At 39.0% G+C, this 23,026-nt stretch carries 21 protein-coding genes and 3 pseudogenes; 18 read left to right on the top strand and 6 right to left on the bottom strand.

The window, feature by feature from the left end:
* Positions 1–3: 3 nt before the first annotated feature.
* Genes OIZ54_RS02005 through OIZ54_RS01990 form a run of 4 tightly spaced genes read left to right on the top strand, consistent with a single transcriptional unit; the run spans position 4 to position 3,630 of the window.
* Entirely contained in the window at positions 4–789 is a 786-nt protein-coding gene (locus OIZ54_RS02005; RefSeq protein WP_248442405.1) for an enoyl-CoA hydratase, read from the top strand.
* Positions 789–1,940 (top strand): enoyl-CoA hydratase/isomerase family protein, encoded by a 1,152-nt coding sequence (locus tag OIZ54_RS02000; RefSeq protein WP_264389556.1) that lies wholly within the window; start codon positions 789–791, stop codon positions 1,938–1,940. The genes OIZ54_RS02005 and OIZ54_RS02000 overlap by 1 nt, the downstream gene beginning before the upstream one ends.
* A gap of 10 nt (positions 1,941–1,950) precedes the next feature.
* Entirely contained in the window at positions 1,951–2,850 is a 900-nt protein-coding gene (gene mmsB / locus OIZ54_RS01995; protein WP_004587907.1) for a 3-hydroxyisobutyrate dehydrogenase, read from the top strand.
* A 9-nt stretch (positions 2,851–2,859) separates the two neighbouring features.
* Positions 2,860–3,630, top strand: a complete 771-nt coding sequence (locus OIZ54_RS01990; RefSeq protein WP_264389555.1) for an SDR family oxidoreductase — start codon at positions 2,860–2,862, stop codon at positions 3,628–3,630.
* Positions 3,631–3,906: 276 nt separating this feature from the next.
* Here the strand turns inward: OIZ54_RS01990 and OIZ54_RS01985 are convergent.
* Both OIZ54_RS01985 and OIZ54_RS01980 read right to left on the bottom strand, forming a co-directional pair.
* Positions 3,907–4,444, bottom strand: a pseudogene (locus OIZ54_RS01985) (tyrosine-type recombinase/integrase).
* A gap of 138 nt (positions 4,445–4,582) precedes the next feature.
* Positions 4,583–4,834 (bottom strand): site-specific integrase, encoded by a 252-nt coding sequence (locus OIZ54_RS01980; protein WP_264389554.1) that lies wholly within the window; start codon positions 4,832–4,834, stop codon positions 4,583–4,585.
* A 240-nt stretch (positions 4,835–5,074) separates the two neighbouring features.
* On the opposite strand from OIZ54_RS01980, the gene OIZ54_RS01975 reads away from it, so the two are divergent.
* The 8 genes and pseudogenes from OIZ54_RS01975 (at position 5,075) to OIZ54_RS01940 (ending at position 12,172) form a co-directional block, all read left to right on the top strand.
* Positions 5,075–5,434, top strand: coding sequence for a hypothetical protein (locus OIZ54_RS01975; RefSeq protein WP_138576282.1), 360 nt, complete (start codon positions 5,075–5,077; stop codon positions 5,432–5,434).
* Between the two features lie 115 nt (positions 5,435–5,549).
* Complete coding sequence (locus OIZ54_RS01970) at positions 5,550–5,987, top strand: DUF695 domain-containing protein (protein ID WP_264389553.1); 438 nt, start codon at positions 5,550–5,552, stop codon at positions 5,985–5,987.
* 160 nt (positions 5,988–6,147) lie between these two features.
* Positions 6,148–7,449: a S41 family peptidase gene (locus OIZ54_RS01965; RefSeq protein WP_264389552.1), complete on the top strand. Its 1,302-nt coding sequence runs from the start codon at positions 6,148–6,150 to the stop codon at positions 7,447–7,449.
* 118 nt (positions 7,450–7,567) lie between these two features.
* On the top strand, positions 7,568–7,933 hold the full coding sequence (locus tag OIZ54_RS01960; RefSeq protein WP_138576288.1) for a hypothetical protein: 366 nt from the start codon (positions 7,568–7,570) through the stop codon (positions 7,931–7,933).
* Between the two features lie 88 nt (positions 7,934–8,021).
* Positions 8,022–8,276: pseudogene (locus tag OIZ54_RS01955) on the top strand (transposase); the annotation flags it as partial.
* Between the two features lie 502 nt (positions 8,277–8,778).
* The gene (locus OIZ54_RS01950; protein ID WP_264389551.1) at positions 8,779–10,668 is read left to right on the top strand and encodes a putative bifunctional diguanylate cyclase/phosphodiesterase; all 1,890 of its coding nucleotides are present in this window, start codon (positions 8,779–8,781) and stop codon (positions 10,666–10,668) included.
* A gap of 38 nt (positions 10,669–10,706) precedes the next feature.
* Positions 10,707–10,919 (top strand): annotated as a pseudogene (locus OIZ54_RS20325) (hypothetical protein); the annotation flags it as partial.
* 449 nt (positions 10,920–11,368) lie between these two features.
* Positions 11,369–12,172, top strand: coding sequence for a Stf0 family sulfotransferase (locus tag OIZ54_RS01940; protein ID WP_138576292.1), 804 nt, complete (start codon positions 11,369–11,371; stop codon positions 12,170–12,172).
* A 113-nt stretch (positions 12,173–12,285) separates the two neighbouring features.
* Here OIZ54_RS01940 and OIZ54_RS01935 read toward each other — a convergent pair whose 3' ends face one another.
* Positions 12,286–13,317, bottom strand: a complete 1,032-nt coding sequence (locus OIZ54_RS01935; RefSeq protein ID WP_138576294.1) for a methionine synthase — start codon at positions 13,315–13,317, stop codon at positions 12,286–12,288.
* 29 nt (positions 13,318–13,346) lie between these two features.
* On the bottom strand, positions 13,347–14,321 hold the full coding sequence (locus OIZ54_RS01930) for a DUF1852 domain-containing protein (protein ID WP_138576296.1): 975 nt from the start codon (positions 14,319–14,321) through the stop codon (positions 13,347–13,349).
* A 556-nt stretch (positions 14,322–14,877) separates the two neighbouring features.
* On the opposite strand from OIZ54_RS01930, the gene OIZ54_RS01925 reads away from it, so the two are divergent.
* The 4 genes from OIZ54_RS01925 to OIZ54_RS01910 all read left to right on the top strand — a co-directional run bounded on the left by OIZ54_RS01925 (position 14,878) and on the right by OIZ54_RS01910 (position 17,654).
* Positions 14,878–15,891, top strand: a complete 1,014-nt coding sequence (locus OIZ54_RS01925) for a DUF5924 family protein (RefSeq protein WP_024032227.1) — start codon at positions 14,878–14,880, stop codon at positions 15,889–15,891.
* A gap of 71 nt (positions 15,892–15,962) precedes the next feature.
* Positions 15,963–16,199: a hypothetical protein gene (locus OIZ54_RS01920; RefSeq protein WP_264389549.1), complete on the top strand. Its 237-nt coding sequence runs from the start codon at positions 15,963–15,965 to the stop codon at positions 16,197–16,199.
* 17 nt (positions 16,200–16,216) lie between these two features.
* Entirely contained in the window at positions 16,217–16,672 is a 456-nt protein-coding gene (locus OIZ54_RS01915) for a hypothetical protein (protein ID WP_264389548.1), read from the top strand.
* Between the two features lie 76 nt (positions 16,673–16,748).
* On the top strand, positions 16,749–17,654 hold the full coding sequence (locus tag OIZ54_RS01910; RefSeq protein WP_264389546.1) for a cation diffusion facilitator family transporter: 906 nt from the start codon (positions 16,749–16,751) through the stop codon (positions 17,652–17,654).
* Between the two features lie 13 nt (positions 17,655–17,667).
* Here OIZ54_RS01910 and OIZ54_RS01905 read toward each other — a convergent pair whose 3' ends face one another.
* Positions 17,668–18,867 (bottom strand): Nramp family divalent metal transporter, encoded by a 1,200-nt coding sequence (locus OIZ54_RS01905; protein WP_024032231.1) that lies wholly within the window; start codon positions 18,865–18,867, stop codon positions 17,668–17,670.
* A gap of 429 nt (positions 18,868–19,296) precedes the next feature.
* On the opposite strand from OIZ54_RS01905, the gene OIZ54_RS01900 reads away from it, so the two are divergent.
* A complete protein-coding gene (locus OIZ54_RS01900) occupies positions 19,297–20,097 on the top strand; it encodes a hypothetical protein (RefSeq protein ID WP_264389545.1) in 801 nt (266 codons plus the stop codon).
* A 162-nt stretch (positions 20,098–20,259) separates the two neighbouring features.
* Positions 20,260–20,919 (top strand): NADPH-dependent FMN reductase, encoded by a 660-nt coding sequence (locus OIZ54_RS01895; protein WP_054982492.1) that lies wholly within the window; start codon positions 20,260–20,262, stop codon positions 20,917–20,919.
* A 60-nt stretch (positions 20,920–20,979) separates the two neighbouring features.
* Here the strand turns inward: OIZ54_RS01895 and OIZ54_RS01890 are convergent, their stop codons facing one another.
* Complete coding sequence (locus OIZ54_RS01890; protein ID WP_264389544.1) at positions 20,980–22,995, bottom strand: TonB-dependent receptor; 2,016 nt, start codon at positions 22,993–22,995, stop codon at positions 20,980–20,982.
* Between the last annotated feature and the right edge of the window lie 31 nt (positions 22,996–23,026).

The raw sequence follows: 23,026 nt of genomic DNA, 5'->3' as shown, positions 1-23,026 counted from the left end.
GTTATGTCACAATCTAACCCGAGTATTGAACTGACTACCGAAGGCCATGTTGCTATTTTAACTATGTCTAACCCACCAGCTAATACCTGGACAAAAGACACCTTAATTGATTTAAAAAACAAAGTTAACGAGCTTAATAGCAACAAAAACATTTATGCCTTAGTGCTTACTGGCGAAGGCGAGAAGTTTTTTAGCGCCGGTGCCGATTTAAACGTATTTGCCAGTGGCGATAAAGGCGTTGCCGCTGATATGTCGCGTGTATTTGGTGAAGCCTTTGAAGCACTGACTAATTTTACAGGGGTGTCGGTTGCGGCCATTAACGGTTATGCCATGGGCGGCGGGCTAGAAGTAGCGCTTGCGTGTGATATTCGTATAGCAGAAGAGCAGGCACAAATGGCACTGCCAGAGGCAAAAGTGGGTTTATTACCGTGCGCGGGTGGCACACAAAATTTAGCATGGCTTGTTGGCGAAGGCTGGGCAAAACGCATGATTTTATGTGGCGAGCGCTTAAAAGCCGATAAAGCTCTACAAATTGGTTTAGTAGAGGAAGTAGTCCCACAAGGGGAAAGCTTTGCAGCGGCGTTAAAACTTGCCAACCAAGTAAGCGAACAAAGCCCAAGCTCGGTAGCTGCATGTAAAACACTAATTCAAAAAGGGCGACATCAACCTATGGCAAGTGTATTACCACTTGAGCGTGAATTGTTTGTAGGGCTGTTTGATACACAAGATCAACAAGAGGGCGTTAATGCCTTTTTAGAAAAACGCCGCGCTAATTGGGTAAATGGCTAATGAGTAATTTAACGTTATTAAATAATGCCGATGACCCCGTGCTATTTGAAACGGCAAGTGCAGCAAACGGCAGCCTAATTGGGGTTATTACACTCAACGTACCTAAAGCACTAAACGCCCTTAATTTTGACATGATCAAATTACTTGAGCCGCAGCTGCGGGCTTGGCAAAGCGATGATGCAATTGCAATGGTATTGTTAAAAGGCGCAGGGGATAAAGCATTTTGCGCCGGTGGCGATGTAGTGAGTCTTCATCATGCAATGGCGCAAGGTAAACCAACAAGCTTAGTGGAAGACTTTTTTACCCTAGAGTACCAGCTTGATTACCTTATTCATACCTTTGATAAACCAATCCTTGTTTGGGGTAATGGCATTGTTATGGGGGGCGGTTTAGGCCTAATGGCCGGTGCTAGCCACCGCGTAGTAACCGAAACATCGCGCATTGCTATGCCAGAGCAAACCATAGGTTTATACCCAGATGTAGGCGGCAGTTACTTTTTACATAAAATGCCACAAGGTGTGGGGCTATTTTTAGGGCTAACATCGGCCTCTATTAATTGTGAAGATGCACGCTTTGTATCGCTAGCCGATTACTTTATCGACAGCACTAAATATGATGCCATGCTAGCGCAAATTTTAGCGGCTAAGTGGGGCAAAACCGCAAGTTTAAATCATGAGCGTTTGACTAAATTATTAACCGATTTAGATAACCAATCTGCGCGTATGCCCAAAGGCAATATTAAAGCTAACTTAGCAACCATTCAAAAATTAGCTGAATTTAATACGCTACAAGAACAAGTTGATTATATTTTAGGCCTAGCTACTGACGATAAATGGCTGCAACGCGCCCAAAAGTCACTTAAGCATGGTTGCCCACTAAGTTGCGCGCTAGTAAGTGAGCAGCTAAAAGCCAGTAAAGGCAAAAGCTTACTAGCGTGTTTTAAAATGGAGCTGGGTATGTCGGTACGGGCTGGCGAAGTAGGTGAATTTCAAGAAGGCGTAAGAGCACTATTAATAGATAAAGACGGCGCGCCTAATTGGCAATACAAAACACTGATTGATGTACCACAAGCCATAATAGAGAGCTTTTTTGCTAACCGCTTTGGCGAAAACCACCCACTCAATGGCTTAGACACACCAACACACACATAAAGGAAAGACGATGACTAAACTCAATATTGGTTTTATCGGCTTAGGTAATATGGGCGGCCCAATGGCAGCTAACTTAATTAAAGCCGGCCATAATGTTACAGCATTTGATTTAAACCAGTCGGTCTTAAATGAACTTGCAAGTAAAGGCGCACACGCAGCTGATAATGCAAATGCATGTGCAACCAATGCCGATATACTTATTAGTATGTTACCTGCGGGCAAACATGTTAAATCACTTTATTTAGGCAATAACGACGATAGCGGCTTAATTAATGTGCTTAGCAACAACACCTTAGTGATAGATTGCTCAACAATAGATGCAGAGTCGGCCCGTGTGGTTGGCAGCGCACTTGGCGAGCAGGGTATTAGCTTTGTAGATGCACCGGTATCGGGCGGTGTTGCTGGAGCAACCGCAGGCACGCTTACGTTTATTGTTGGTGGTAGTAAAGCCGCGTTTAATACCGCACAACCTGTGCTTAATGATATGGGTAAAAACATATTCCATGCAGGCGATATTGGCGCAGGACAAGTTGCAAAAATATGTAACAACATGCTGTTAAGTATTTTAATGGCAGGTACGAGCGAAGCCCTGCAAATGGGTATTAATAATGGGCTAGATGCAAAAGTACTTAGCGACATTATGACTGCAAGCTCTGGCCGTAACTGGACCCTTGAACTTTACAACCCATGCCCAGGCGTAATGGATACAGCCCCTGCAAGTAACGATTACAAACCGGGCTTTATGGTCGATTTAATGGCTAAAGATTTAGGGCTTGCCATGGAAGCCGCGCAGCAAAGTAATTCTTCAACCCCAATGGGTTCAATGGCTAAAAATTTATACACTATGCTACAGCACCAAGGTGCTGGCAGTGATGATTTTAGCGCCATTTTTAAACTGTTTTCTAAGTAGGAGCAAGGCGTGGAAATTAAAAATAACACGGTAGTAATAACCGGTGGCGCACAAGGCTTAGGCTTTGCAACGGCGCAAAAATTTGCCCTTATGGGCGCTAACATCGCACTTATAGATATGGCGCAAGAGTTATTAAACACAGCGTGCGAGAAACTAACACAGCTGGAAGGTGTATCTGGCACTATTAAAGGCTACGCCGCAAACGTAACTGTTGAGAGCGAAGTAGAAAACGTATTTAATACCATTAAAAGCGATTTTGGCCACATTGGCGTGCTTATAAACAACGCCGGTATTTTACGCGACGGCATGTTTATAAAAGCTAAAGACGGCAAAGTGGTTAAAAAAATGTCCCTTGAGCAATTTCAATCAGTAATTGATGTAAATCTCACTGGCGTATTTTTAGCAGGGCGTGAAGCTGCAAGCCATATGATTGAATCAGGCAAAGGCGGCGTTATAGTCAATATGTCGAGCGTAGCGCGAGCAGGTAACATAGGCCAAACAAACTACGCGGCATCAAAAGCAGGCGTAGTGGCACTTACCACCACATGGGCTAAAGAGCTTGGCCGTTTTGGTATACGTGTAGGCGCTATTGCTCCAGGTGTAATAAGCACCGCCATGACCGACGCCATGAAACCCGAAGCCAAACAGCGTATGCTTGCAGTAACACCCGTAGGGCGTTTAGGCGAAAGCGACGAAATAGCCCATACCGCACAATACATAATCGAAAACGACTTTTTCACCGGTCGCGTGGTTGAAATAGACGGCGGTATTCGTTTGTAAACCGAACTGGGTTAAGATTGATTTAAAAAGCATGGCCCTTGTGGGCTGTGCTTTTTTGTTTTAAATCGGGGAGATTGATAATCTTGAAAAAGGGCTCATAACCCCGTTGGCATTTTGTTGTACTACATGAGTAGGATACCCGCTGTATTAAAACGTTGATCATTTTAGCGCTCTAAATAACTCATTAACTGCGTTAAAAACTTCTCATGTAGATAAACTATATAACTAAGTTTTTGCCTTGTTACTGAGCTATTTATCTGCCGCTATAATTGCTCACTAATTCAATACAGCGGGTATTATTTGTGTTGTACGCACATCGTTGTGACCTAGTTGTGTTTGTACTGAGCGTATATCGGCGCCATTTTGCAGTAGATGAGTAGCAAAAGAGTGCCTCAATGTATGAGGTGTTATTATTTTGTTAACCCTGATTTTTGACGGCTTTTTTAACCACTTTTCGAATACAAGAGTGATGAAAATGATGTCGCCTTATTTCACCACTTTGAGAGTCTGAACTTAATATATGAGAAGGAAATAAATACTGCCATGCTAGTGTTTTTGCGGCTGAAGGATATTTTTTTGTTAAGGCATATGGCATCCACGCGCCGGCATATTTAGTGTTATTTAAATCAAGCTTTAGGTAGTCATCAACGTTCAAAGTTTGAGTTTTCAGCATAGGGAACAGCTCTGTAGCGAGCGTTACAATACGATGTTTATTTCCTTTGCCATTCCATACTTGAATACATTTATAATCAAAATCAATATTTTTCACCCTTAATTGCACCGCTTCTATTACTCTTAAACCACTTCCATACATAAGGGCTGCGATTAAATAATAGCGCTTATTTAATCGCAGCCATCAACATTTTAACTTCCTCTGGGGTTATCACGACAGGGAGCTTTGCTTGTTTTTTACTACGGGCAAAATTTGAATTTAATGAAAGTTCTTTTTTTATTATATGTTTGTATAAAAATGACAATGAATTGAGTCAGTGGCTTGCGTACGTGGTGCAACGTTTTGCTTTAACACTAAATGCTCTAAGTAGCGCTCGACTTCATTGTCTCCCATTGAGGCGGGGTGGTGTTTATTATGAAAATGGATATAAGATGCAATCCATCTTAGGTACGTATCTACGGTGCGAAATGAATACTGACGTACCAGCATATAATCGGCTATAAAATTTAAAAATGGAGAACGTGTTTTCATATTACCACCAATAATAGAACTGTATTTACATACAGTATAGTTGTGCTACTCCAATATTCAAGAAAATGAGCGACGAGCGCATTTTGTCTTTTATTGAGAGTTTGAGTGCTAGTAAAAAATTATATATAGCAATGTGTTAAGTTATTTGGTAAAAATGATTTATAAAATACATGAGCTTATCGTTGGCAGAAATATGCGCGATGAGCGCACTATTAAATTGTTATGTGCAAGGAGAAAATTTTGGATTCTATGGATGGAATTGATCTTCAAGATTCTTTCGTATTGGGATGGGAAGTTTCAGAAAATCAGTTTTCCATACAACTTGAAGCAAGTATTTGGCCTTCATCAGTTCATTATGTTGAACCCAAACCAAATGAATACACTTGTTACAAGAAAGCTGTTTTAACCTTTTCTAACTTTTCATCAATATCTTGTGTTAATGGGCAATCGGCAATCGAACCGACAACCGACATTGACGGTTCGATTGACTATGGCTACATAGATAGCTTCATTAAAACAGAGTCAGGTTTTTTCATCTCGGCATGCTTTGGTAATGTCAGTATTAGTAATGGCAAGGTTGTTTTGAATGTTTACACATAACAAAAAAATTAAGTCACTCACTTCGTTTGCTGGGACGCTACACGTGGGCTGCTTCGCATTATAGCCCACATGTCTGCGCCCCTTATTTAAAAGCTAGTTGCTAAAAGGAATGAATATGGACATTGAATCTGCCGACATTGCGTCTTGGAATATTGCAGATAAAAAAGTTAATGGAACGGTTGGGTTAATTCGATACCGTCCTGAACTTCACTTTTTATTAGGTCATACTAATTACCCTAAAAAGCTCACAATTTTTTGGGATTTTGAACAGTCTAATTCGAGTGGTTTACCATCCGACGCTCAGATTGAAGAAATGCGGCAATTTGAAGACGCAATAGTACCAGTTCTTGATGACGATAGACTCGCCATATTTGTTTTTACTTACACTTTTAATGGTACTAGAGAGTGGCATTTTTATACTAATGATATCAGCTCAGTAGGTGAAAGAATTAACTCGGCTTTGTCCAAGTTTGCGAAACTTCCTATAGAAATGCAGGTAGAAACTGATGAAAGATGGTCAAAATTAAGAGAAGTTTATGACCTATGTAGTTGATATCGCAACTAACACTTTACATAAACCGGATTTTGGCAAGAGCGGCCAAAACCGCTTATGTAAAGTGTTAGCAATTTAATTTAGCATGTGCAAATTTTTTTAACCCCTTTTGGTGTGTTCGGACGTTATTAAAAAATAATAATAAAATTTCAGGAAGAATATGAATAATAAAATACTAAAATCCCTCGCCATTGGCTCATTAGTTTTATGTAATTCAGTTGCTGCGGCAGATTGTCGTGATGTGTCAGAAATTATTGCTAAGCAGCTTGAAGATAACTACGTAATTCAAAATACGGCAACAAAGCTATCTAAGTTAATGCGCTCCAAGCTATTTCTCTCTGATTGCAGTCGCCTAGAGTCAGCTGAAGATATAGCTAATTTTATGACTTTAGAATTAAACAAAATTGCTAATGATAAACACCTCTCTGTCGTTTATGACCCACAATGGGTAAATGAACTGAAAACATACCGTTCATCAGCACAAACTAAAGCGTTTTCGGATAGTCGAGCCATGGAGACTCCGACAGATAACTATGGTTTTAAAAAAGTTGAAATGCTTGATGGAAACATTGGTTACCTCGATATAAGAATGTTCTCTGACAGTCATTTAGGTGGTGAGACGCTTGAAAATGGGATTAAATTTTTACAGTATGCCGATGGTATCATTATTGATTTAAGGAACAATTTTGGTGGTAGCCCATTTATGGTAACTTCCTTAGCGAGTTACTTTTTTGACTTAGATACCGTCCACTTATCAACCTTTGAACAACGTGAAAACGGTGTGTTAACTCAAACGCAAGATTGGACGTCTCCATATGTTCCGGGTCCTAGGTTTAAAGATACTCCACTTTATATTCTCACCAGCAGAAATTCTGCATCCGCTGCAGAAGCCTTTAGCTATGCTATGCAAAGTTTGTCTAGAGCAACCATTGTTGGAGAGGTAACTGCTGGTGCCGCTCATGGTAGAAGTGTAGAAATAGCCAATAACGATTATATTCTCACTTTACCATCTACACGACCTGTTGACCCTCGAACAAAAGATAATTGGGAAAGAAAAGGTGTAAAACCAAATATAGAAACGAACAGCGACAATGCACTTAATGTAGCTTATGCTGAGGTGCTTAATTCCTTAATCAAAAGTAATAGTAGCAACCTTAGTTTGCATCAATGGGTCTATCCATTGGTTAAAGCAAAATCCAGCCCGTACCAGCCAAGTCAGAGTGATTTCAATCAAGTTATAGGTACGTATGGTAAGCGCAAAGTTTTTCAAGAAAATGGCAAACTTTTTTATCAATATTTAGATGATCCAGCTTTTGAAATAGAGCTACTTGATAAAGAAACTATTATTTTTAAAGCGTTTACTGAAGTACGGTTGCAAGCTATATATAAAGATAAAGAAGCCGTAGCATTGAAAATGCTCTCTTTTGGCGAGGATGCAAAAGAGTTTCAGAGAACGATGTAAAAATTGCTAAAAAGTTGCTTAAATGGACAAAAACAGCTGGCTTTTGCTCGTTCCTCGCTAATTTTAGCCAGCTATTTTATTGCCGCTTAGCAAAGCGTTAGGTGCTTCTGGAAAATCAATGGCTAAATCAGAAATAACACAGTTCTTAAAAGAGATCCGCACTAAATTTCCTAATGTTGGTCCTCTTATGGAAAAACATGAGAGTTGGGCACTCACATTTCTAATGGAAGAGTTCGCAAATTTGACAACTATTTTGTTAAACCAAGGCGATTTAGAAGAAGCACTAGAACAGTTGCAGTACATGAGCGAGAAACTAGATACTGCAACCAAGGCGGAATTCGAGTACATAGATGTATATTATACAGAGCACTTATTCTGGAAAGGAACCAAAGAAGGTATTGAACGTGGCTGGCCTCTCGTGCCAGATAATCTCAAAAAATTGTACTTGGACTTTCATGGTAAACCACCTAGGGTTGTGGTTTAAAAATGCACGCACCTAGGAATTATTAATGAGACACCCATATTAAATTTTGCACTTCACGCAATTAGATAGTAGCTTTTATTTAGTATAAAAAACAAGTCTAGAGCTCGTTGAGCTAACAGGGCTAATAATGCGAGAGGATAAACGCGGGCACATTGATAATATAACCCTTCCTTTGCTAGTAAGCCTTAATATATCACCAGAAAACTGGTTCAAGCTTGCAACCCAATTTACACGCGTATTTCATGGTGCATTAGGCAGACCCGCTTCTCAAGCACGTTACTGTGAAAATTTGAAGCGCAAACGGCGTTCAAATATTAGCAACTGCGAAAAGCTACTCGCATAAATCAGAAACCACTAAGTAAAAGTTAAAACTGCAATCCTGCAGTTATTTTCATGTATGAAATTTAGATCTAAGAATGCTAATGACTTATTTATTAGATGAAATGAAAAGTGACCCAGAAATAAAAGATAAATTCTTAATCTGATTGGTAAATTTGTTGTTACATTTTATTTGTAAATAAAAGTGGGTGTCAAGTTTGGTTTCTATTAAGCGTTATTACTTAGTTGGTCAGCTTTAAAGGTTATATACTTGAAATATAAATTCGAGAGAAAGGCAGAGTCTTTATTATTTAGCCAAAGTGAGCTTTATTTATAACCATTATCAGCAAAATTAAGTCACTAATGTAAACTATTCCATAATTAACAACGTTAAAAAACAATAACTTATTTGACAGAGTAGCTATCTCGTTTATTCTTTTAACATTTAGTAATAAGTTTTTTTATTATCACAGCTACAGATGTCGTGAAGTGATTTTAGTAAGTGCTTTAAGGAATAATTTATTCACATGTCTTCTACACCAGAAAATATAATTGGCCAGCAAGAAATGCTGGCGGTGCGCCAACGCAGGCGCTATACACTTTGCCATGTTTTGACCTTTTTAGGTGTGCTTTTTCTTGCTGCATTTGGAGGTTTGAGCTTAGTTAGTGGTTCGCATGTATTAGGTACCATATTATTAATTAATGCACTTGTGGGGTTAATCAATCTTTATCTTTTAAAGCGAAGTGGTAATGTTGAGCGAGCGGCAAAAATTCTTAGCGGTATTTTGTTTGTTTTATCGATGAGCTTATTAATCACTGGCGGTGAGAACAATACCGGAATGCTGTGGATTTATCCTATTGTTGCTATAAATCTTTTTATAAACCGCTTTTGGCCTGCTGTTTTTGTATTTAGTATTTTTAGTATTGCAAGTGCTTTGCTTTTATTTACGCCATTAAGTGCTTTATTAATGACTAGTTACTCACTCACCGAATCCGTTCGCTTCATGCTTACAATGCTGGCTTTAAATTCTATTTGTTTAGCTGCTTTACGTTCAGAAGAGCAAGCCTACGAAACTATTATGCAACTGCATGCAGATGATATTCGCCAAATGGCTTATTACGATAAGCTTACGGGGTTACCTAATCGATGGAGCTTTAAAACTAACCTTGAGCGTATGCTAAACCGTGCTGAGCGAGATAAACAGCGCATTGGTTTGCTTTATATAGATTTGGATAACTTTAAGCAGGTTAATGATCAGCATGGCCATGAAGCTGGGGACAGAGTTTTACTTAAATTTAGTGAGCGGCTTTTAGATGTTATACGCCCAAATGATCAACTATATAAGCCACAAACAGAAAGTTTAGCAAGGCTTGCTGGCGATGAGTTTGTTGTACTGTTACCTAATATTAAAGACCCCCTTGATGCAAGTACTGTGGCCGCAAGAATTTTAAATATTTTTAAAGGGGGTTTTAGTGTTGATGATGTAGATCACATGATATACGCAAGTATTGGTATTGCTGTTTACCCCGATGATTCTGCTGACTCCAAAAATTTACTCCATCATGCTGATGCAGCAATGTATGACGCTAAAAATAATGGACGTAATTGCTTTAAATTTTTTACCCAAGACATTGCTGACAAGCTTCGTGAACGCCAACTCATTGAAAAAGGGCTTAGACTTGCCTTAAATGAAGCGCATTTTAGTTTAGTTTATATGCCTATTTTTGCTTGTAAAGATAGCTCTATTGTAGCCGTTGAAGTGCTGCTTAGGTGTCACAGCCCCGCATTGAAAGGTTATGGGCCTGATCAATTCATCCCTGTGGCTGAGGCAACAGGCCTTATTAAAGATATTGATTTATGGGTTATAGACAACGCTTTAGAAGCACAAGGCGTTTTACAAAAAGAACACAGTTTTAGTGGCAAAATTTGTATTAATATTTCGGGTGTTGAGCTACACAACGAGCTATTTTCTGAACAGGTAAAAAATTTATTAGAACATCACCAAATTAAACCTAACTGTGTTGAGCTAGAAGTTACAGAGACGGCATTTGTTGCTGGTGATGTTACCTGCCTTAAAACGCTCAATGCGCTAAATGAACTTGGCGTATCCTTAGCATTAGATGATTTTGGTACAGGTTACACGGCATTTAATCAATTAATACACTACCCAGCTCATTGCTTAAAAATAGATCGCTCATTTGTAAATGATCTTTTTTCAGAGCGCGAGGCACGTAACAAAATGGTGATGATCATCCAAAGTTTGGCCAAGCTTTACGATCTTAGAGTGATTGCTGAAGGTGTTGAAACCGAAGCACAAATGACTTACCTCAAAGAACTTGGTTGTGATTGGGCACAAGGCTACTATTTATCGCGGCCATTACCGTGGGATGACTTTTGCGCGTTACTTAAATCCTAAAATAATTAACTTAACCAGCGCACTTATTTTTAAAATAAGTGCGCTGGTTTATGCGTGAATTATCCGAAACCAAAAATGAAGACATTGGTCGCAGAGCTTGTAAAGAAGATAACTGCACAGGTCGATTCTTTCATGGTGCATTAGGCAATCTCACTTCACAAATAAGTGACTGAGAAAATTTAAAGCGCAAACGGCTTTCAAATATTAGCAACTGCGAAAACTACTCGCATAAATTAAAAACCATTCAGTAAATGTTAAAACTGCAATCTTGCAGTTTTTTTTATGCGTGTAATTCAGGTTTGGGAATGCTAAACAAGTGACTCATGGTTTATTAGCTCGCCTTTTTTTAGTCAGTACAAAACAGTTATCGATTTTGCTATTTGTACCCTTAACTTATAAGGCTCTAGAGGTTTTTAGAAAATTGGATTGTTATTTAAAATTCTCTGTTTATTTAAAATACGGATCTAATATATTTTCAATACGATAGGATTTATCGTTTTTTTAACAAAATTATAAAATGTAGATTATTCTGAAGAATAATGCGTGTGTACAATATTTGAACTTTTTAATCCCTTTATTATCAATCTATTGCACTATATATGTTGCTTAATGAAAATATACAATATTTACAAGCCTATTCTATAGGTGTAGTATTTTTAATGATTTATTATTATTTTCACTAAACAACAAGGATCTGTTTATGCACTTATATGAGGAACAGTTTTTAGAAGAGCATGATTACCCACGAGTTTCTAAACCTACAAAAGTGCTTATTATCGCATCAACTGAACGTTGTGGTAGTCATATGCTTGGTCATGCTTTACATAATACGCATGCGTTCGGTTTTCCCCTAGAATATGCCAATCCTGCTAATTTAAAAAAATGGAAAGAAAAATTTAAAACCGATGATTTTTATGAGGTTTTAGATGAGATACAAAAACGCAGAACATCACCCAATGGGGTATTTGGAATAAAGTTACATTATCAGCACATTGAAGAATTTGGTGGATTTGAACAATTAGTTAATTATTTTCCTGATGCTTATTATGTTTTGTTATCAAGAGAAAATGTGCTTAATCAAGCTGTGTCTTTATCAATAGCAAGCCAAACTGGGGTATGGATTGCGGGGCAAGAGCCTGTAAACGAAAACCCTGAATATGATTACTCGAGTATTGATAAAAGTCTTAAAAGTATTATTAAAAATAACTCGTCTTGGCGATATTCTCTCGCGGCGAGTGACTGTAATTATATGGAAATGAATTTTGATAATGTCAAAAATAATTTGGATAAGACTATTTCTGATATAGCTAAATTTATGGGTGTTTCAGTAAATGTTGAAGATATACCTACTGAACAAGTTACGAGTAAACAAAGTAATAAGCTAAACAAAGAATGGGAAGAACGTTTTTGCTCAGAGTTTAACTTATCAAGTAAATTAATTCCTGAACAAAAACCTGAACTTATAAAAAAGATTAAGAAAAAGGTTAAGAAAGTGTTGTCTTAATTTGTATATTTATAGGTTAAGCGATTTTTTCCTCGTGCTTTTTATATTTAATGGCCCATTAGTAAAAATATACTAGTGGGCCAATTTAATGATAGTCACTTTTAGATAAACCTTTACTTCTCTAATAGCTCTTTTCTTACTATTTCCGCGCCTTTACTCAATGCGTTAAGCTTAGCGTTCGCAACTTCGCGCGAAAGCGGGGCCATGCCGCAGTTTGTGCAGGGGTAGAGTTTGTCGGCATCTACAAACTGTAGGGCTTTGCGTAAAGTAGCGGCTACTTCTTCAGGTGTTTCTATTTCATTGGTGGCAACATCAATAGCGCCTACCATGACTTTTTTACCTCTGATCAGTTCAAGTAAGTCCATAGGTACGTGTGAGTTGTGACACTCAAGTGAGATAATACCAATATTTGATTGCTGTAATTTAGGAAAAGCTTCTTCGTACTGGCGCCATTCATTGCCGAGTGTTTTTTTCCAATCGGTGTTGGCTTTAATGCCGTAGCCATAACAAATATGCACAGCAGTTTCGCATTTTAACCCTTCAATTGCGCGTTCTAAACAGGCAATGCCCCAATCGTTTACTTCATCAAAAAATACATTAAACGCGGGCTCATCAAATTGGATAATATCTACGCCTGCGGCTTCTAGCTCTTTGGCCTCTTGGTTGAGTATTTTGGCAAATTCCCAGGCTAATTTTTCGCGGCTTTTGTAGTGGTCGTCATAAAGAGTATCTATCATGGTCATTGGGCCGGGTAGTGCCCACTTTATAGGTTGGTTAGTTTGCGAGCGCAAAAACTTAGCGTCTTCTACAAATACAGGTTTTTGACGGCTAACAGGGCCCACTACGCTTGGAACACTTGCATCGTAACGGTCGCGTATTTTTACGGTTTTTCGTTTTTCAAAATCAACACCGTTTAGGTGCTCTATAAATGTAGTTACAAAATGCTGACGTGTTTGCTCGCCATCGCTCACTATGTCAATACCAGCGAGTTGTTGTGAGTGAAGTGCAATGCGCAGGGCGTCTTTTTTGCCTTCAATAAGTTCGTTGTTTTGAAGCTTCCACGGCGACCAAAGGGTTTCTGGCTCTGCAAGCCATAAGGGCTTTGGTAGACTGCCAGCTGTAGATGTAGGTAATAATGTTTTCATAAAAAGAGTGACCCTTTATTAAAATAAGGTTAGACGTTTGCTGATGTAAATTGCTCAAGCACTGATTTATACGGTTTTATAAAATGCTCTTCAGCAAACTTGCCTTGTTCTGCGGCTAATTTACTGCGCTCATCTCTGTCGTAAATAATTTGCGTGAGTGAGTGGTCGGCATTTTTTAAATTAGGCTTAAAGGCGTTACCCGCTTTGGCATTGGCGTTATAAATTTCTGGGCGATAAATTTTTTGAAAGGTTTCCATTGTGCTAATGGTGCTTATTAGCTCAAGGTTGGTGTAATCGTTTAGTAAGTCACCAAAGAAAAACAAGGCAAAGGGTGCGGCACTATTTGCAGGCATAAAGTAACGCACCTGTAGGCCCATTTTTTTAAAGTATTGCTCTGTTAACGAAGATTCGTTTGGTTGGTATTCAATACCTAAAATAGGGTGCTGGTTGGCAGTGCGATGATAGGTTTTGTTATCTGACACACTGAGGCATATTACCGGTGGTTTTTTAAAGTGTTGCTTATAGGTTTTTGAGCTTACAAACGATTGAAATAATTTACCATGCAGCTCACCAAAATTATCGGGAATACTAAATTGTGGTTTATTTTTATTATGTTGCTGCAGTAACACGCTAAAGTCGTAGTCGCGAACGTACGATGAAAAGTTATTACCAACAATACCTTCTATGCGCTTGTTTGTTTTGGTATCAATAATATTCGTTTTTAATATTTCTATAGAAGGAAAGCTTTGGCTGTTTTCATCTAAACCAATATCTACAGAAATAATCTCAAGCTCTACACTGTAGCGCTCAGCGGTTGGGTTATCCCAATTAGCAAGAGTGTTAAAGCGGTTGTTGATCATATTTAGCGCTTTTCTTAAGTTTTGTTGGCGGTGTTCGCCTCGTGCTAAGTTTGCAAAATTAGTGGTTATACGGGTGTTTTCAGCGGGTTGGTAGTTTTCATCAAGGCGCTGACTTTTAATATTGAATGTAATGTTTTTACTCATGGTGACTCTATCCATATTGTATATTTAAAACCTGAGCCTTTAGCGTGCTCAAAGGGTGGTTTTGTAATAAACAGGCTTAATGCTTATAAGCGCTGGCCGATGGATAATTTATACGTTGATTGGTGCTTTAATAAAAACGGTTTAATTTCACATAAAACATGAGTTTGATTCATTTATATAAATTAAATGTGTTACTGAGAGAACATATACCTGTGTTTGGGCATGTAAAAAAATAGTGCAGCGTATAATTTATAGGTGCTTAGACGTCTAGAAGTGTTTATTGTGACAAATTCACGTTGCGCATTAATAAAATTCAGGCACGGCTGTAACCCTTATTTTAATTAACGCTTAAAATTACAGTTTTAAAAATTACTGTAATTTTACGGCGAGTTATAGGCACTTATTTATTAAAATAGCGGTTAAAAGGGAGTGGTTTTTAATGCAACAACTAACAATAATACCCGCAGGCATCTATGTGTTGTTCATCTACGCTTAGTTACACTGACTTAACTAACTTGATAATAATAAAGTACATTATGTACGGACACTAAAATAAATGAACAAACTAAAAAATCTCATTACTCAATTTATAGTGGCAATGCAAAAGCGACCAGGGCTATTGGCTGTATTGGCGTTTTGCTCAGGTGTTGCAAGCTATGTAATGGTTGATAGAAAAGAGTCGTTCTCGCAAGTTATTGCCATTGTTTTACTGGTGAGCTGGTTTTGGTTGATCATCGACAATTGGCTACGCGATAAAGTACAAGAGCGCTTTGGGGTAGCCGTATCTCCTAATGTAATGCGCTTTGCACTGCAAATGGTGCAGCAAGAAAGCCTATTTTTTGCGTTACCGTTTTTTTTAGCGGTTACCCAGTGGGATCACCCACAAGCACTCTTTACATCGCTGATTATTATATGTGCCTTTATATCGGTAATAGATCCATTTTACTATAAAAAGTTAGCTAAAAACCGCACGCTGTTTACAGTATTTCATAACTTTGCATTATTTGTGGTTTTGCTTGTTACGTTACCTATTTTATTAAACCTAACTACGAGCCAAAGCTTAGCAATTGCGCTTGTAACCTCAGTGCTTATTACTTTACCTAGCTTAACAAACTTAATGCCTGATGCGCGCTGGTGGCGTTTTCCTATTTTAGTTTTAATTTTATGCGTAATAAGCGCCGGGGTTTGGCAGCTTCGCAGTTTTGTACCGCCAGCAGCCCTGCGTTTAACCGATATTACCTTGGCACACAAAGTAGATGTTGAGCATAAAAAACCACTAGGAAGTATAGATACTCTTGATTTATATACACTTCATCATGAAGGGTTATACACATGGACCGCAGTAAAAGCGCCAAGAGGTCTAAACGAAAAAATATTTCATGTATGGATACACAATAAAAAAGAGGTCGACAGAATTACGCTCAATATTAATGGCGGGCGAAAACAAGGCTACAGAGCATGGACTCATAAAGTAAATTTTCCGCATGATGCTAAAGGCAAGTGGCAAGTAAAAGTGGTAACTGAGTCGGGGCAATTAATAGGGCTTACGAAATTTATTGTTACACCTTAACGCTATAAATACGCTGATAATCAACTAGAGATTTGATACGCTGTTTTTACATTACTTAATGGATGAGTGTTATGAGCATTGCTTTAGATATTGTTATGTGGCTAATGATAGAAACCATTTTAGGGTTTATTTTGTACTCTACCGGCTGTGCAATTTTAAACGTATTCACCTTTGGTAAGTTTAAAGCTGACATTAAAGATTATGTGAGCTTTAAGGCAAATAAAGCCAAAAACGTTTACCTAATATGTTTGCTTGGTTTTAGTTTTTACGCAGCGTTAATTGGTTTTGTTGCTTACCTAAGCCAGTAACTTAGGCTTATAAGTATATGAAGTTTAATAAGCTATTGGTTATAGCAGGGGGTTTAAGTTTTATAGCGTCACTTTTACATATTGCCTGTATTTTTGGCGGCCCTGATTGGTATCGCTTTTTTGGTGCTGGCGAACACATGGCGCAGTTGGCTGAGCAGGGAAGTACGTATCCTACCTTTGTTACATTAATTATATCAGCCATACTTGCTATATGGGGCATGTATGCGCTCTCTGGCGCGGGCGTTATTTTAAAGCTGCCTTTATTAAAAACGGCTTTAGTATTAATAACAGGCGTTTATTTACTAAGGGGGATAGCAGGATTAATCGCTCCTTTTGTAACAACCAGTCAGTTAATTCATCACAACTCAATTGTATTTTGGATTGTAAGCTCAATTGTATGCAGTATTTATGGGCTGTTTTATTTATTAGGTACGCTTAAACTTTTCCGAACACATACCTCATCAGCCTTATAAATTAAACACAGTGAGCGCTAAAAATAGATTTTTCACAGCTCAGGTTAATTAAGTTATTTACTATGTAAGGAGTAACATGAGTCACGATCACAGCCATCATATTAGTAACTATAATCGCGCGTTTGCTATAGGCGTTTTACTCAATCTTATATTTGTCGTGATAGAAGCCGGGTACGGTTTTTTTGCCAACTCCCTCGCGCTTTTAGCCGATGCAGGGCATAACCTAAGCGACGTGGTTAGTTTATTACTTGCGTGGGGGGCAAATGTTTTGGCAAGTAAAGCCGCTACCGACAAGCGAACCTTTGGCTATAAAAAATCAACGGTGTTAGCGTCTTTAATGAGCTCTGTTTTACTTATGGCTGCCCTTGCTAGCATAGCTTGGCATGCCATAGAGCGTTTTGAAAACCCTCAGCCGGTTACAGGCATGACGGTTATAGTGGTTTCGCTTATTGGTGTGGTAATTAACACATTAACTGCGTTGTTGTTTGTGCAGGGGCAAAAGCACGATTTAAATATTAGAGGTGCTTTTTTACATATGGCGGCCGATGCAGCGGTGTCTTTAGGGGTGGTAATTGCTGGCATTGTTATTTTATTTAAAAACTGGCAATGGGTAGACCCTGTTGTAAGTTTGAGTATTGTCGTGATTGTGTTTATTGGCACATGGGGATTATTTAAAGACTCGCTCAAATACGCCACAGACGCCGTACCCAAAAATATTAGTATAGAAAAACTAAAGCAGTATTTTTTAAGCATTGAGCATGTAACAGGTGTGCATGGGCTACATGTGTGGCCACTAAGTACCACAGAGTCTGCGCTTATTGTTCACTTAGTAACTGACAACAACGCATTAAATAACGACTTTTTAATTGAAGTACAGCACCATTTACATGACCACTTTGACATTGAACACGCCACCATTCAAGTTGAGAGCAGCCAAGGCAGCACAGGTTGTATGTTTAACCATGGGCATTCCCATGGTTAAACGTTAATTGGTTTTAAAAAATTAACCCTGATAGCTTGTAACAACTTAACGAAAAAATGAGTAGTAGCACGGGTAATATAACCACATTTAAAAGTGTTGAGTTGGTGTATTTTCCCATGACTGATTTTTGATTCACTAACCACACCAAGTACGCGGTAATGATGGGCAGTAGTAATCCATTTGCAGCTTGTGCGAATATTATTACCGCAACAGGGTCAAGCCCCAGTGAGGCCACAAATGCACCAAAAGCTAAAATAGTAATGGCGACTGTTTTAAAACGGGTGTTACTCATTTCGCTTGACCAACCAAGCATGCCACATACCGCATACGCGCCTGCTAATGGTGCTGTTATTGCGCTGGTTAATCCCGCGGCAAATAAGCCAATAGCAAAAAAGTAATGCGCTGCTTCGCCAAGTAATGGCTCAAGTTGCACGGCCATATTTGCTGCACTAATTTTACCGGCATCGGTGCCATAAAAGGCAACAGACGCGGTTGATAAAATGGCAAGGGTGATCACCCCACCGAGCGTAATTGATAAACCTGTATCTAAGTTAGTTTGTTTAATAACAGTGTCTTTATCACTTTTAGAATGATCTTGCGCTGCCAAAACACCAGAGTGCAAAAATAAGTTATACGGTACAATGGTTGTGCCAATGAGGGCTAATACCGTTGTAATTGAACCACTTGGCATTGTAGGTATAAACCCAGCGAGTACTTTAGCCATTGGTGGCGCAGCCATAATTAGGGTAGATATAAATACCAGGCTCATAAGGATCACCAGCAGTATTAATGCATTTTCTACCACTTTGTGCTTACCACTGTATAAAAGAATAGCGCTACATACGGCAATTAACGGCGTCCATATTTGTGCACTTACCCCTGGGAAAATACCAACCAACCCCATACTTGCACCACTGAGGTTTCCGGCTTCATATGCAGCGCTACCTACACCAATAGCACTTATTACTAAAAAACTAGCAAGCGCTTTAAGATAAGGGGTTTTAATGTGTGCACGTAACGCTTGTGCTAAATCTTGCCCTGTTGCTACTCCTAATCGAGCAGCCATAGACTGCAACAAAATAGTGGCAATAACCGAAAAAAGTAATGTCCAAATTAATGCAAACCCAAAGTTTGCACCGGCAACACTTGCCGTTGTGATTGTTCCGGGGCCAATAAATGCGGCTGTTACAAGTAATCCTGGGCCAAATCGCATACTGTTACCTTAATATTTGCTTTTAAATTTAGAACAACGTTTTATTACGTTGAACCTAGATTGCTGCCACTTTACGTGCCATGCAGCGAGAGCCCCACCTTGGCTAATTAACCTTAAACTCTGGGTAATTATTTTAATATGATTATCAAAAAGCCGCGTAGGATACCAACTTATATATAGATTTAAAGAGCCAAACGCTTACCTGCTTGTTAATTGCACAATATGCGCGAGTTATATTTATAAATCAGCCATGTGCGTTGTTGGTTTCTCATTTTTATCCTACCTTATAGATTGTAAAATGAGCAAGTTACTTAGTTTTTTAATGATGTGAGCCATTTTTTAAATAAATTGTTTAAAAAGGCATCTTTTTAATGCTGAGCTTCGTTAAATAGCACTATTATGCGCAACTTTTTGGTTTTGGACCTTTTAATGAAAACTAATTTAAAAATCTCTCACTTAATCTGCATTATTTCGCTGGCTTTAGGTACGAGTAAAAGCGCTGCGAATGAATCGCTACACGAGCTTGAGGTAGGTGTAGGCGGGAATATAAAAAGCGTTGCACACCCTGACCACGAAAATGAAAAATTAAATTTTCATATTCATCCTTTATGGGAAAGCCATTATGTGACAGAAGGGCGCGATAACTTGCCCGGTAGCGCTTTAGCCTCTATTGCGGGCGAAATAAATTACAATGACTTTACGTTTATCCCTTGGTTAGCAACAGGCACTGATAATGACTACGATGAGCTAAATTTAAATGCTATTTATTCAACTGAGCTTGCAGAGCACCTAACTTTGTATGCAGGTTACAACCATATAAAAGCACGCGAGGAAGGAGTAAATTCCCATGATAATGAGCTTAGCCTCGATATAAGCTATGCATATGATTGGGATATACATGCAATGGCGAGTATTTACCACTCGTTATCGCTCAGTGGCTCTTTTATAGAGCTGGCAATTACAAAAGAGTATGCATTTAGTGATTTAATGCGATTGGAGCTGCAAACTACGGCGGGTTTTAATAGTGGTTATGTAAGCGATGGGCACAATGGCCTTAATAACGTAAAACTTGCTGCTAATTTATCTTATCAACTATTAAATAATGTCATGCTATCTGGCTATGCCAGTTACAGCGTTGCAATAAACAAAGATGCAGCACACTATAGCGATGATGAACATTTACGCTCCTTATTTTGGGCAGGGTTTGGTGTTAGTTATCAATTTAATTGAGGGTAGGCTTGGCGTTAGCGTTAAAGCGTAAGTGATGGGTGCCACCCTTATTAATTTTTGTTTAGAGTGCTAAAAATTGTGCAAACAAATAAAAGTCTCGCATTTTTAATATGTTTTAGGTTTAAGGTATAGTGGGTACAACACTCAATTAAGGAGGCTTTTATGAAATTTTTAGTTTTTTTAGGCACCGTTAGAGATAGCACACCCCCTAAGCCAGCACGATTAGGAGAGCGAGTGGCTGAGTCATGCCTCAAATGTTTAAATCAGCGCTACAGCGAGCACGAGTTTGAACTTATAGACGCGCTCGACTTTCCTTCAGAGGATGTATTTAAACCTCATTTTGCCTATGCAAAAAGCCAAGCTCCAGCACATTTAACAGCCTTAGCAGATAAAATTACCCAAGCAGATGGCTATATAATGGTAAGCCCAGAGTACAATCATAGTATGAGCCCGGCATTAGCTGATTTGCTAAACCATTTTGGCAGCTCGTTGTTCTCGTATAAGCCAAGCGCTATTGTCACCTATTCGGCAGGGCAATGGGGAGGATTACGTGCGGCAATTAGTTTACGTACCTTTTTATCAGAACTTGGGTGTTTGCCAGTCTCTGCAATGGTTCATGTACCAAAGGCGCAAGAGGTGCTAAATAGCGATGGTTCAATGCAAGAGGGCGAAGAAGAAAAATCGTGGTTTAATTATTATTCGCGTACTTTTAGCCAACTGATGTGGTGGGCACAGGCGAGCAGCCAACATAGTAAAAACGTAGATCCCCACGCTATGTTAAAAAGTTTTAAAACAGCGCCATCTCAGCGAAATGCACCTTAAAAAATGTATTAAGGTGCGCTTTTATATGTGCACTGTTTTTATATACAGTGTTTTGCTCGGTTAAAATAATAAGCTAATTGATAAGCGGACTGTGCGAGGCTCAATAGGATGAAAGTGGTTATCTTCTACACCTTGTGCAGGCTCGCCCGGTAAGCGCGAAGCGTAGTAGTATTCTATATCGTGATCGGTACTATCAAATAAATTCAGTAGTTCAAAATCGACTTTCCAGTGAGTTTGTTTATAGCTAATAGCACTATTAACTACCGTTAATGGTTCAGAGCGAATATCACCAGAGTCAGAAAGCGTACGTTTACCTATGTGGCGTACTCTAAATGATGATTGCCACATTTTACTCATATGCCAATTTAAACCTGCACTTGCAACAACAGGTACTGCGCCTTCTATATAGTTCTTGTCAGAGTTTATATTTAATCTTGAACGAGTAAACGAGGCTTCCATGTCTAGGCTAAAGCGTTCATTAATCCAGTAATACGCGCTTAGCTCTAGACCATAACGTTTTGATGCATCACTGGGCTCTGTATTACCCGCATCACCTACAAATAAAAGCTCTGAGTCGAGTGTAAGCCACCATAAAGCGGCGGATAAATTAACGTTTTGATCATCGGCAAAACGCAGGCCTAGTTCAGCACCTTCACTTTTTACCAGTAAATCTACTTTTTCGGCATTTTGTTGGCTAACAGGGTCAATATTAATGGTAGTGCCGCGGGCATCGTTTGAATGAAAAGACTGCCCCCAGTTTGCATAAGCGACTAACAAATCAGTAAGTTTATAATTTAAACTGCCTTTAAAGCTTACTAAGTCATCGTTTGCTTTGCCCGAATTTACCTGTGTGATACTGCTTACATCGGTATCAAAATAGTCGTACCGCACGCCTGCTGTTGCCTCTAATTTAGGTGTGAAAAGTATTTTTGTTTGCCAATAACTCGAATAGCTTGTTTGTTTTATGGCATCTTGTCTTATTGTATTGAGTCTCTCTCGCGCTTTAGTGTTATAAAGTCCTACCTTGTCTATATCGTCATGGCGAACCTCAAGCCCAGCAGTGTGCTGCATATTTAAACCAGCAGTAAGGGAGTCAAATTGATAACTTAGCTCACCACCATAAATAGTGCGGCTATCTTGTTGGTTAAACTGATCGCCATTTATAGGGTCGTTTAAAAAATAGCTAAAGTTAGAAAACAGCGTTAAATCGTAATTTATGGCATAAATACTGGTTTTTATATGCTTGCCTTGCCAAACACTTGATAGGCTATAGCGACTCGAACTCCCCCCAAGGGTGGTATCAAGCGACCCTAAGGGTGACGTTATATTTTGTGACACTGCGCGCTGTGGAATTTGATCGGCTGATTGCCATGTGTTGTCGTAGGCCATTGCTGTAATAGATAAATCTCCATTTAAAGCTTTGCCAACATAACGAAGTAGGGCATTTTTTTTATTTACGTTTTCGTTTATATCATCCCATGGGCCATCGTAGCCTTGCCACTCAGCTGCTGCTATTAACTTGGCATTAGATACATCAACTGCACTAAGCACTACTGCACGTTTATAGTTATCTTCACCAATGCTTAGCTCTATTTGCTTGTGCTTTAAGTTATTAGCTAAATTAAATTGCGCACTCCCCGCACTTGAAAAGTCCCCTTGTGTAGCGCTGTATGATCCTTTTTGGTAATTAATAGTTGAAATAGCTTCTGGAATAATAAAATTAAGATCGGTATAACCTTGCCCGTGTCCATGGCTTCGCATATTTATGGGCATGCCCTCAATGCTGGTGGCAAAGTCGGTGCCATGATCTAAATTAAAGCCTCTAATAAAGTATTGATTAGCCTTACCCGAGCCACTATGTTGTGTAACCGCCATGCCTGGAATAAGCTCTAACATTTCGGCGCTTCTGAGCATGGGGCGCTGCTGTATTTCTCCTTGACCAATGATACCGCTTGAGGCACTTATAGACTCGCCAATTAAACCATCTCTATGCCCATAAACAGTAAGGGTCTCTATATTAGCGTAGGTGCTAATGCTATATAACGTGCTCAGTGTAAGTAAAGCTAATCTCTTCATCGCTAAAATCCCTATGTATTTACTATCTAAA

The organism is Pseudoalteromonas sp. A3 (genome assembly GCF_025942345.1).
Taxonomy (GTDB): domain Bacteria; phylum Pseudomonadota; class Gammaproteobacteria; order Enterobacterales; family Alteromonadaceae; genus Pseudoalteromonas; species Pseudoalteromonas atlantica.
This window is presented reverse-complemented; position numbering and strand designations above follow the sequence as displayed.

Bases quoted from the DNA above. Each gene is read 5' to 3' on its own strand.
- OIZ54_RS02005 (WP_248442405.1), top strand. From the start codon at position 4: ATGTCACAATCTAACCCGAGTATTGAACTGACTACCGAAGGCCATGTT.
- OIZ54_RS02000 (WP_264389556.1), top strand. From the start codon at position 789: ATGAGTAATTTAACGTTATTAAATAATGCCGATGACCCCGTGCTATTT.
- mmsB (WP_004587907.1), top strand. From the start codon at position 1,951: ATGACTAAACTCAATATTGGTTTTATCGGCTTAGGTAATATGGGCGGC.
- OIZ54_RS01980 (WP_264389554.1), bottom strand. From the start codon at position 4,834: ATGAAAACACGTTCTCCATTTTTAAATTTTATAGCCGATTATATGCTG.
- OIZ54_RS01970 (WP_264389553.1), top strand. From the start codon at position 5,550: ATGGACATTGAATCTGCCGACATTGCGTCTTGGAATATTGCAGATAAA.
- OIZ54_RS01965 (WP_264389552.1), top strand. From the start codon at position 6,148: ATGAATAATAAAATACTAAAATCCCTCGCCATTGGCTCATTAGTTTTA.
- OIZ54_RS01960 (WP_138576288.1), top strand. From the start codon at position 7,568: ATGGCTAAATCAGAAATAACACAGTTCTTAAAAGAGATCCGCACTAAA.
- OIZ54_RS01950 (WP_264389551.1), top strand. From the start codon at position 8,779: ATGTCTTCTACACCAGAAAATATAATTGGCCAGCAAGAAATGCTGGCG.
- OIZ54_RS01940 (WP_138576292.1), top strand. From the start codon at position 11,369: ATGCACTTATATGAGGAACAGTTTTTAGAAGAGCATGATTACCCACGA.
- OIZ54_RS01935 (WP_138576294.1), bottom strand. From the start codon at position 13,317: ATGAAAACATTATTACCTACATCTACAGCTGGCAGTCTACCAAAGCCC.
- OIZ54_RS01930 (WP_138576296.1), bottom strand. From the start codon at position 14,321: ATGAGTAAAAACATTACATTCAATATTAAAAGTCAGCGCCTTGATGAA.
- OIZ54_RS01925 (WP_024032227.1), top strand. From the start codon at position 14,878: ATGAACAAACTAAAAAATCTCATTACTCAATTTATAGTGGCAATGCAA.
- OIZ54_RS01920 (WP_264389549.1), top strand. From the start codon at position 15,963: ATGAGCATTGCTTTAGATATTGTTATGTGGCTAATGATAGAAACCATT.
- OIZ54_RS01915 (WP_264389548.1), top strand. From the start codon at position 16,217: ATGAAGTTTAATAAGCTATTGGTTATAGCAGGGGGTTTAAGTTTTATA.
- OIZ54_RS01910 (WP_264389546.1), top strand. From the start codon at position 16,749: ATGAGTCACGATCACAGCCATCATATTAGTAACTATAATCGCGCGTTT.
- OIZ54_RS01905 (WP_024032231.1), bottom strand. From the start codon at position 18,867: ATGCGATTTGGCCCAGGATTACTTGTAACAGCCGCATTTATTGGCCCC.
- OIZ54_RS01900 (WP_264389545.1), top strand. From the start codon at position 19,297: ATGAAAACTAATTTAAAAATCTCTCACTTAATCTGCATTATTTCGCTG.
- OIZ54_RS01895 (WP_054982492.1), top strand. From the start codon at position 20,260: ATGAAATTTTTAGTTTTTTTAGGCACCGTTAGAGATAGCACACCCCCT.
- OIZ54_RS01890 (WP_264389544.1), bottom strand. From the start codon at position 22,995: ATGAAGAGATTAGCTTTACTTACACTGAGCACGTTATATAGCATTAGC.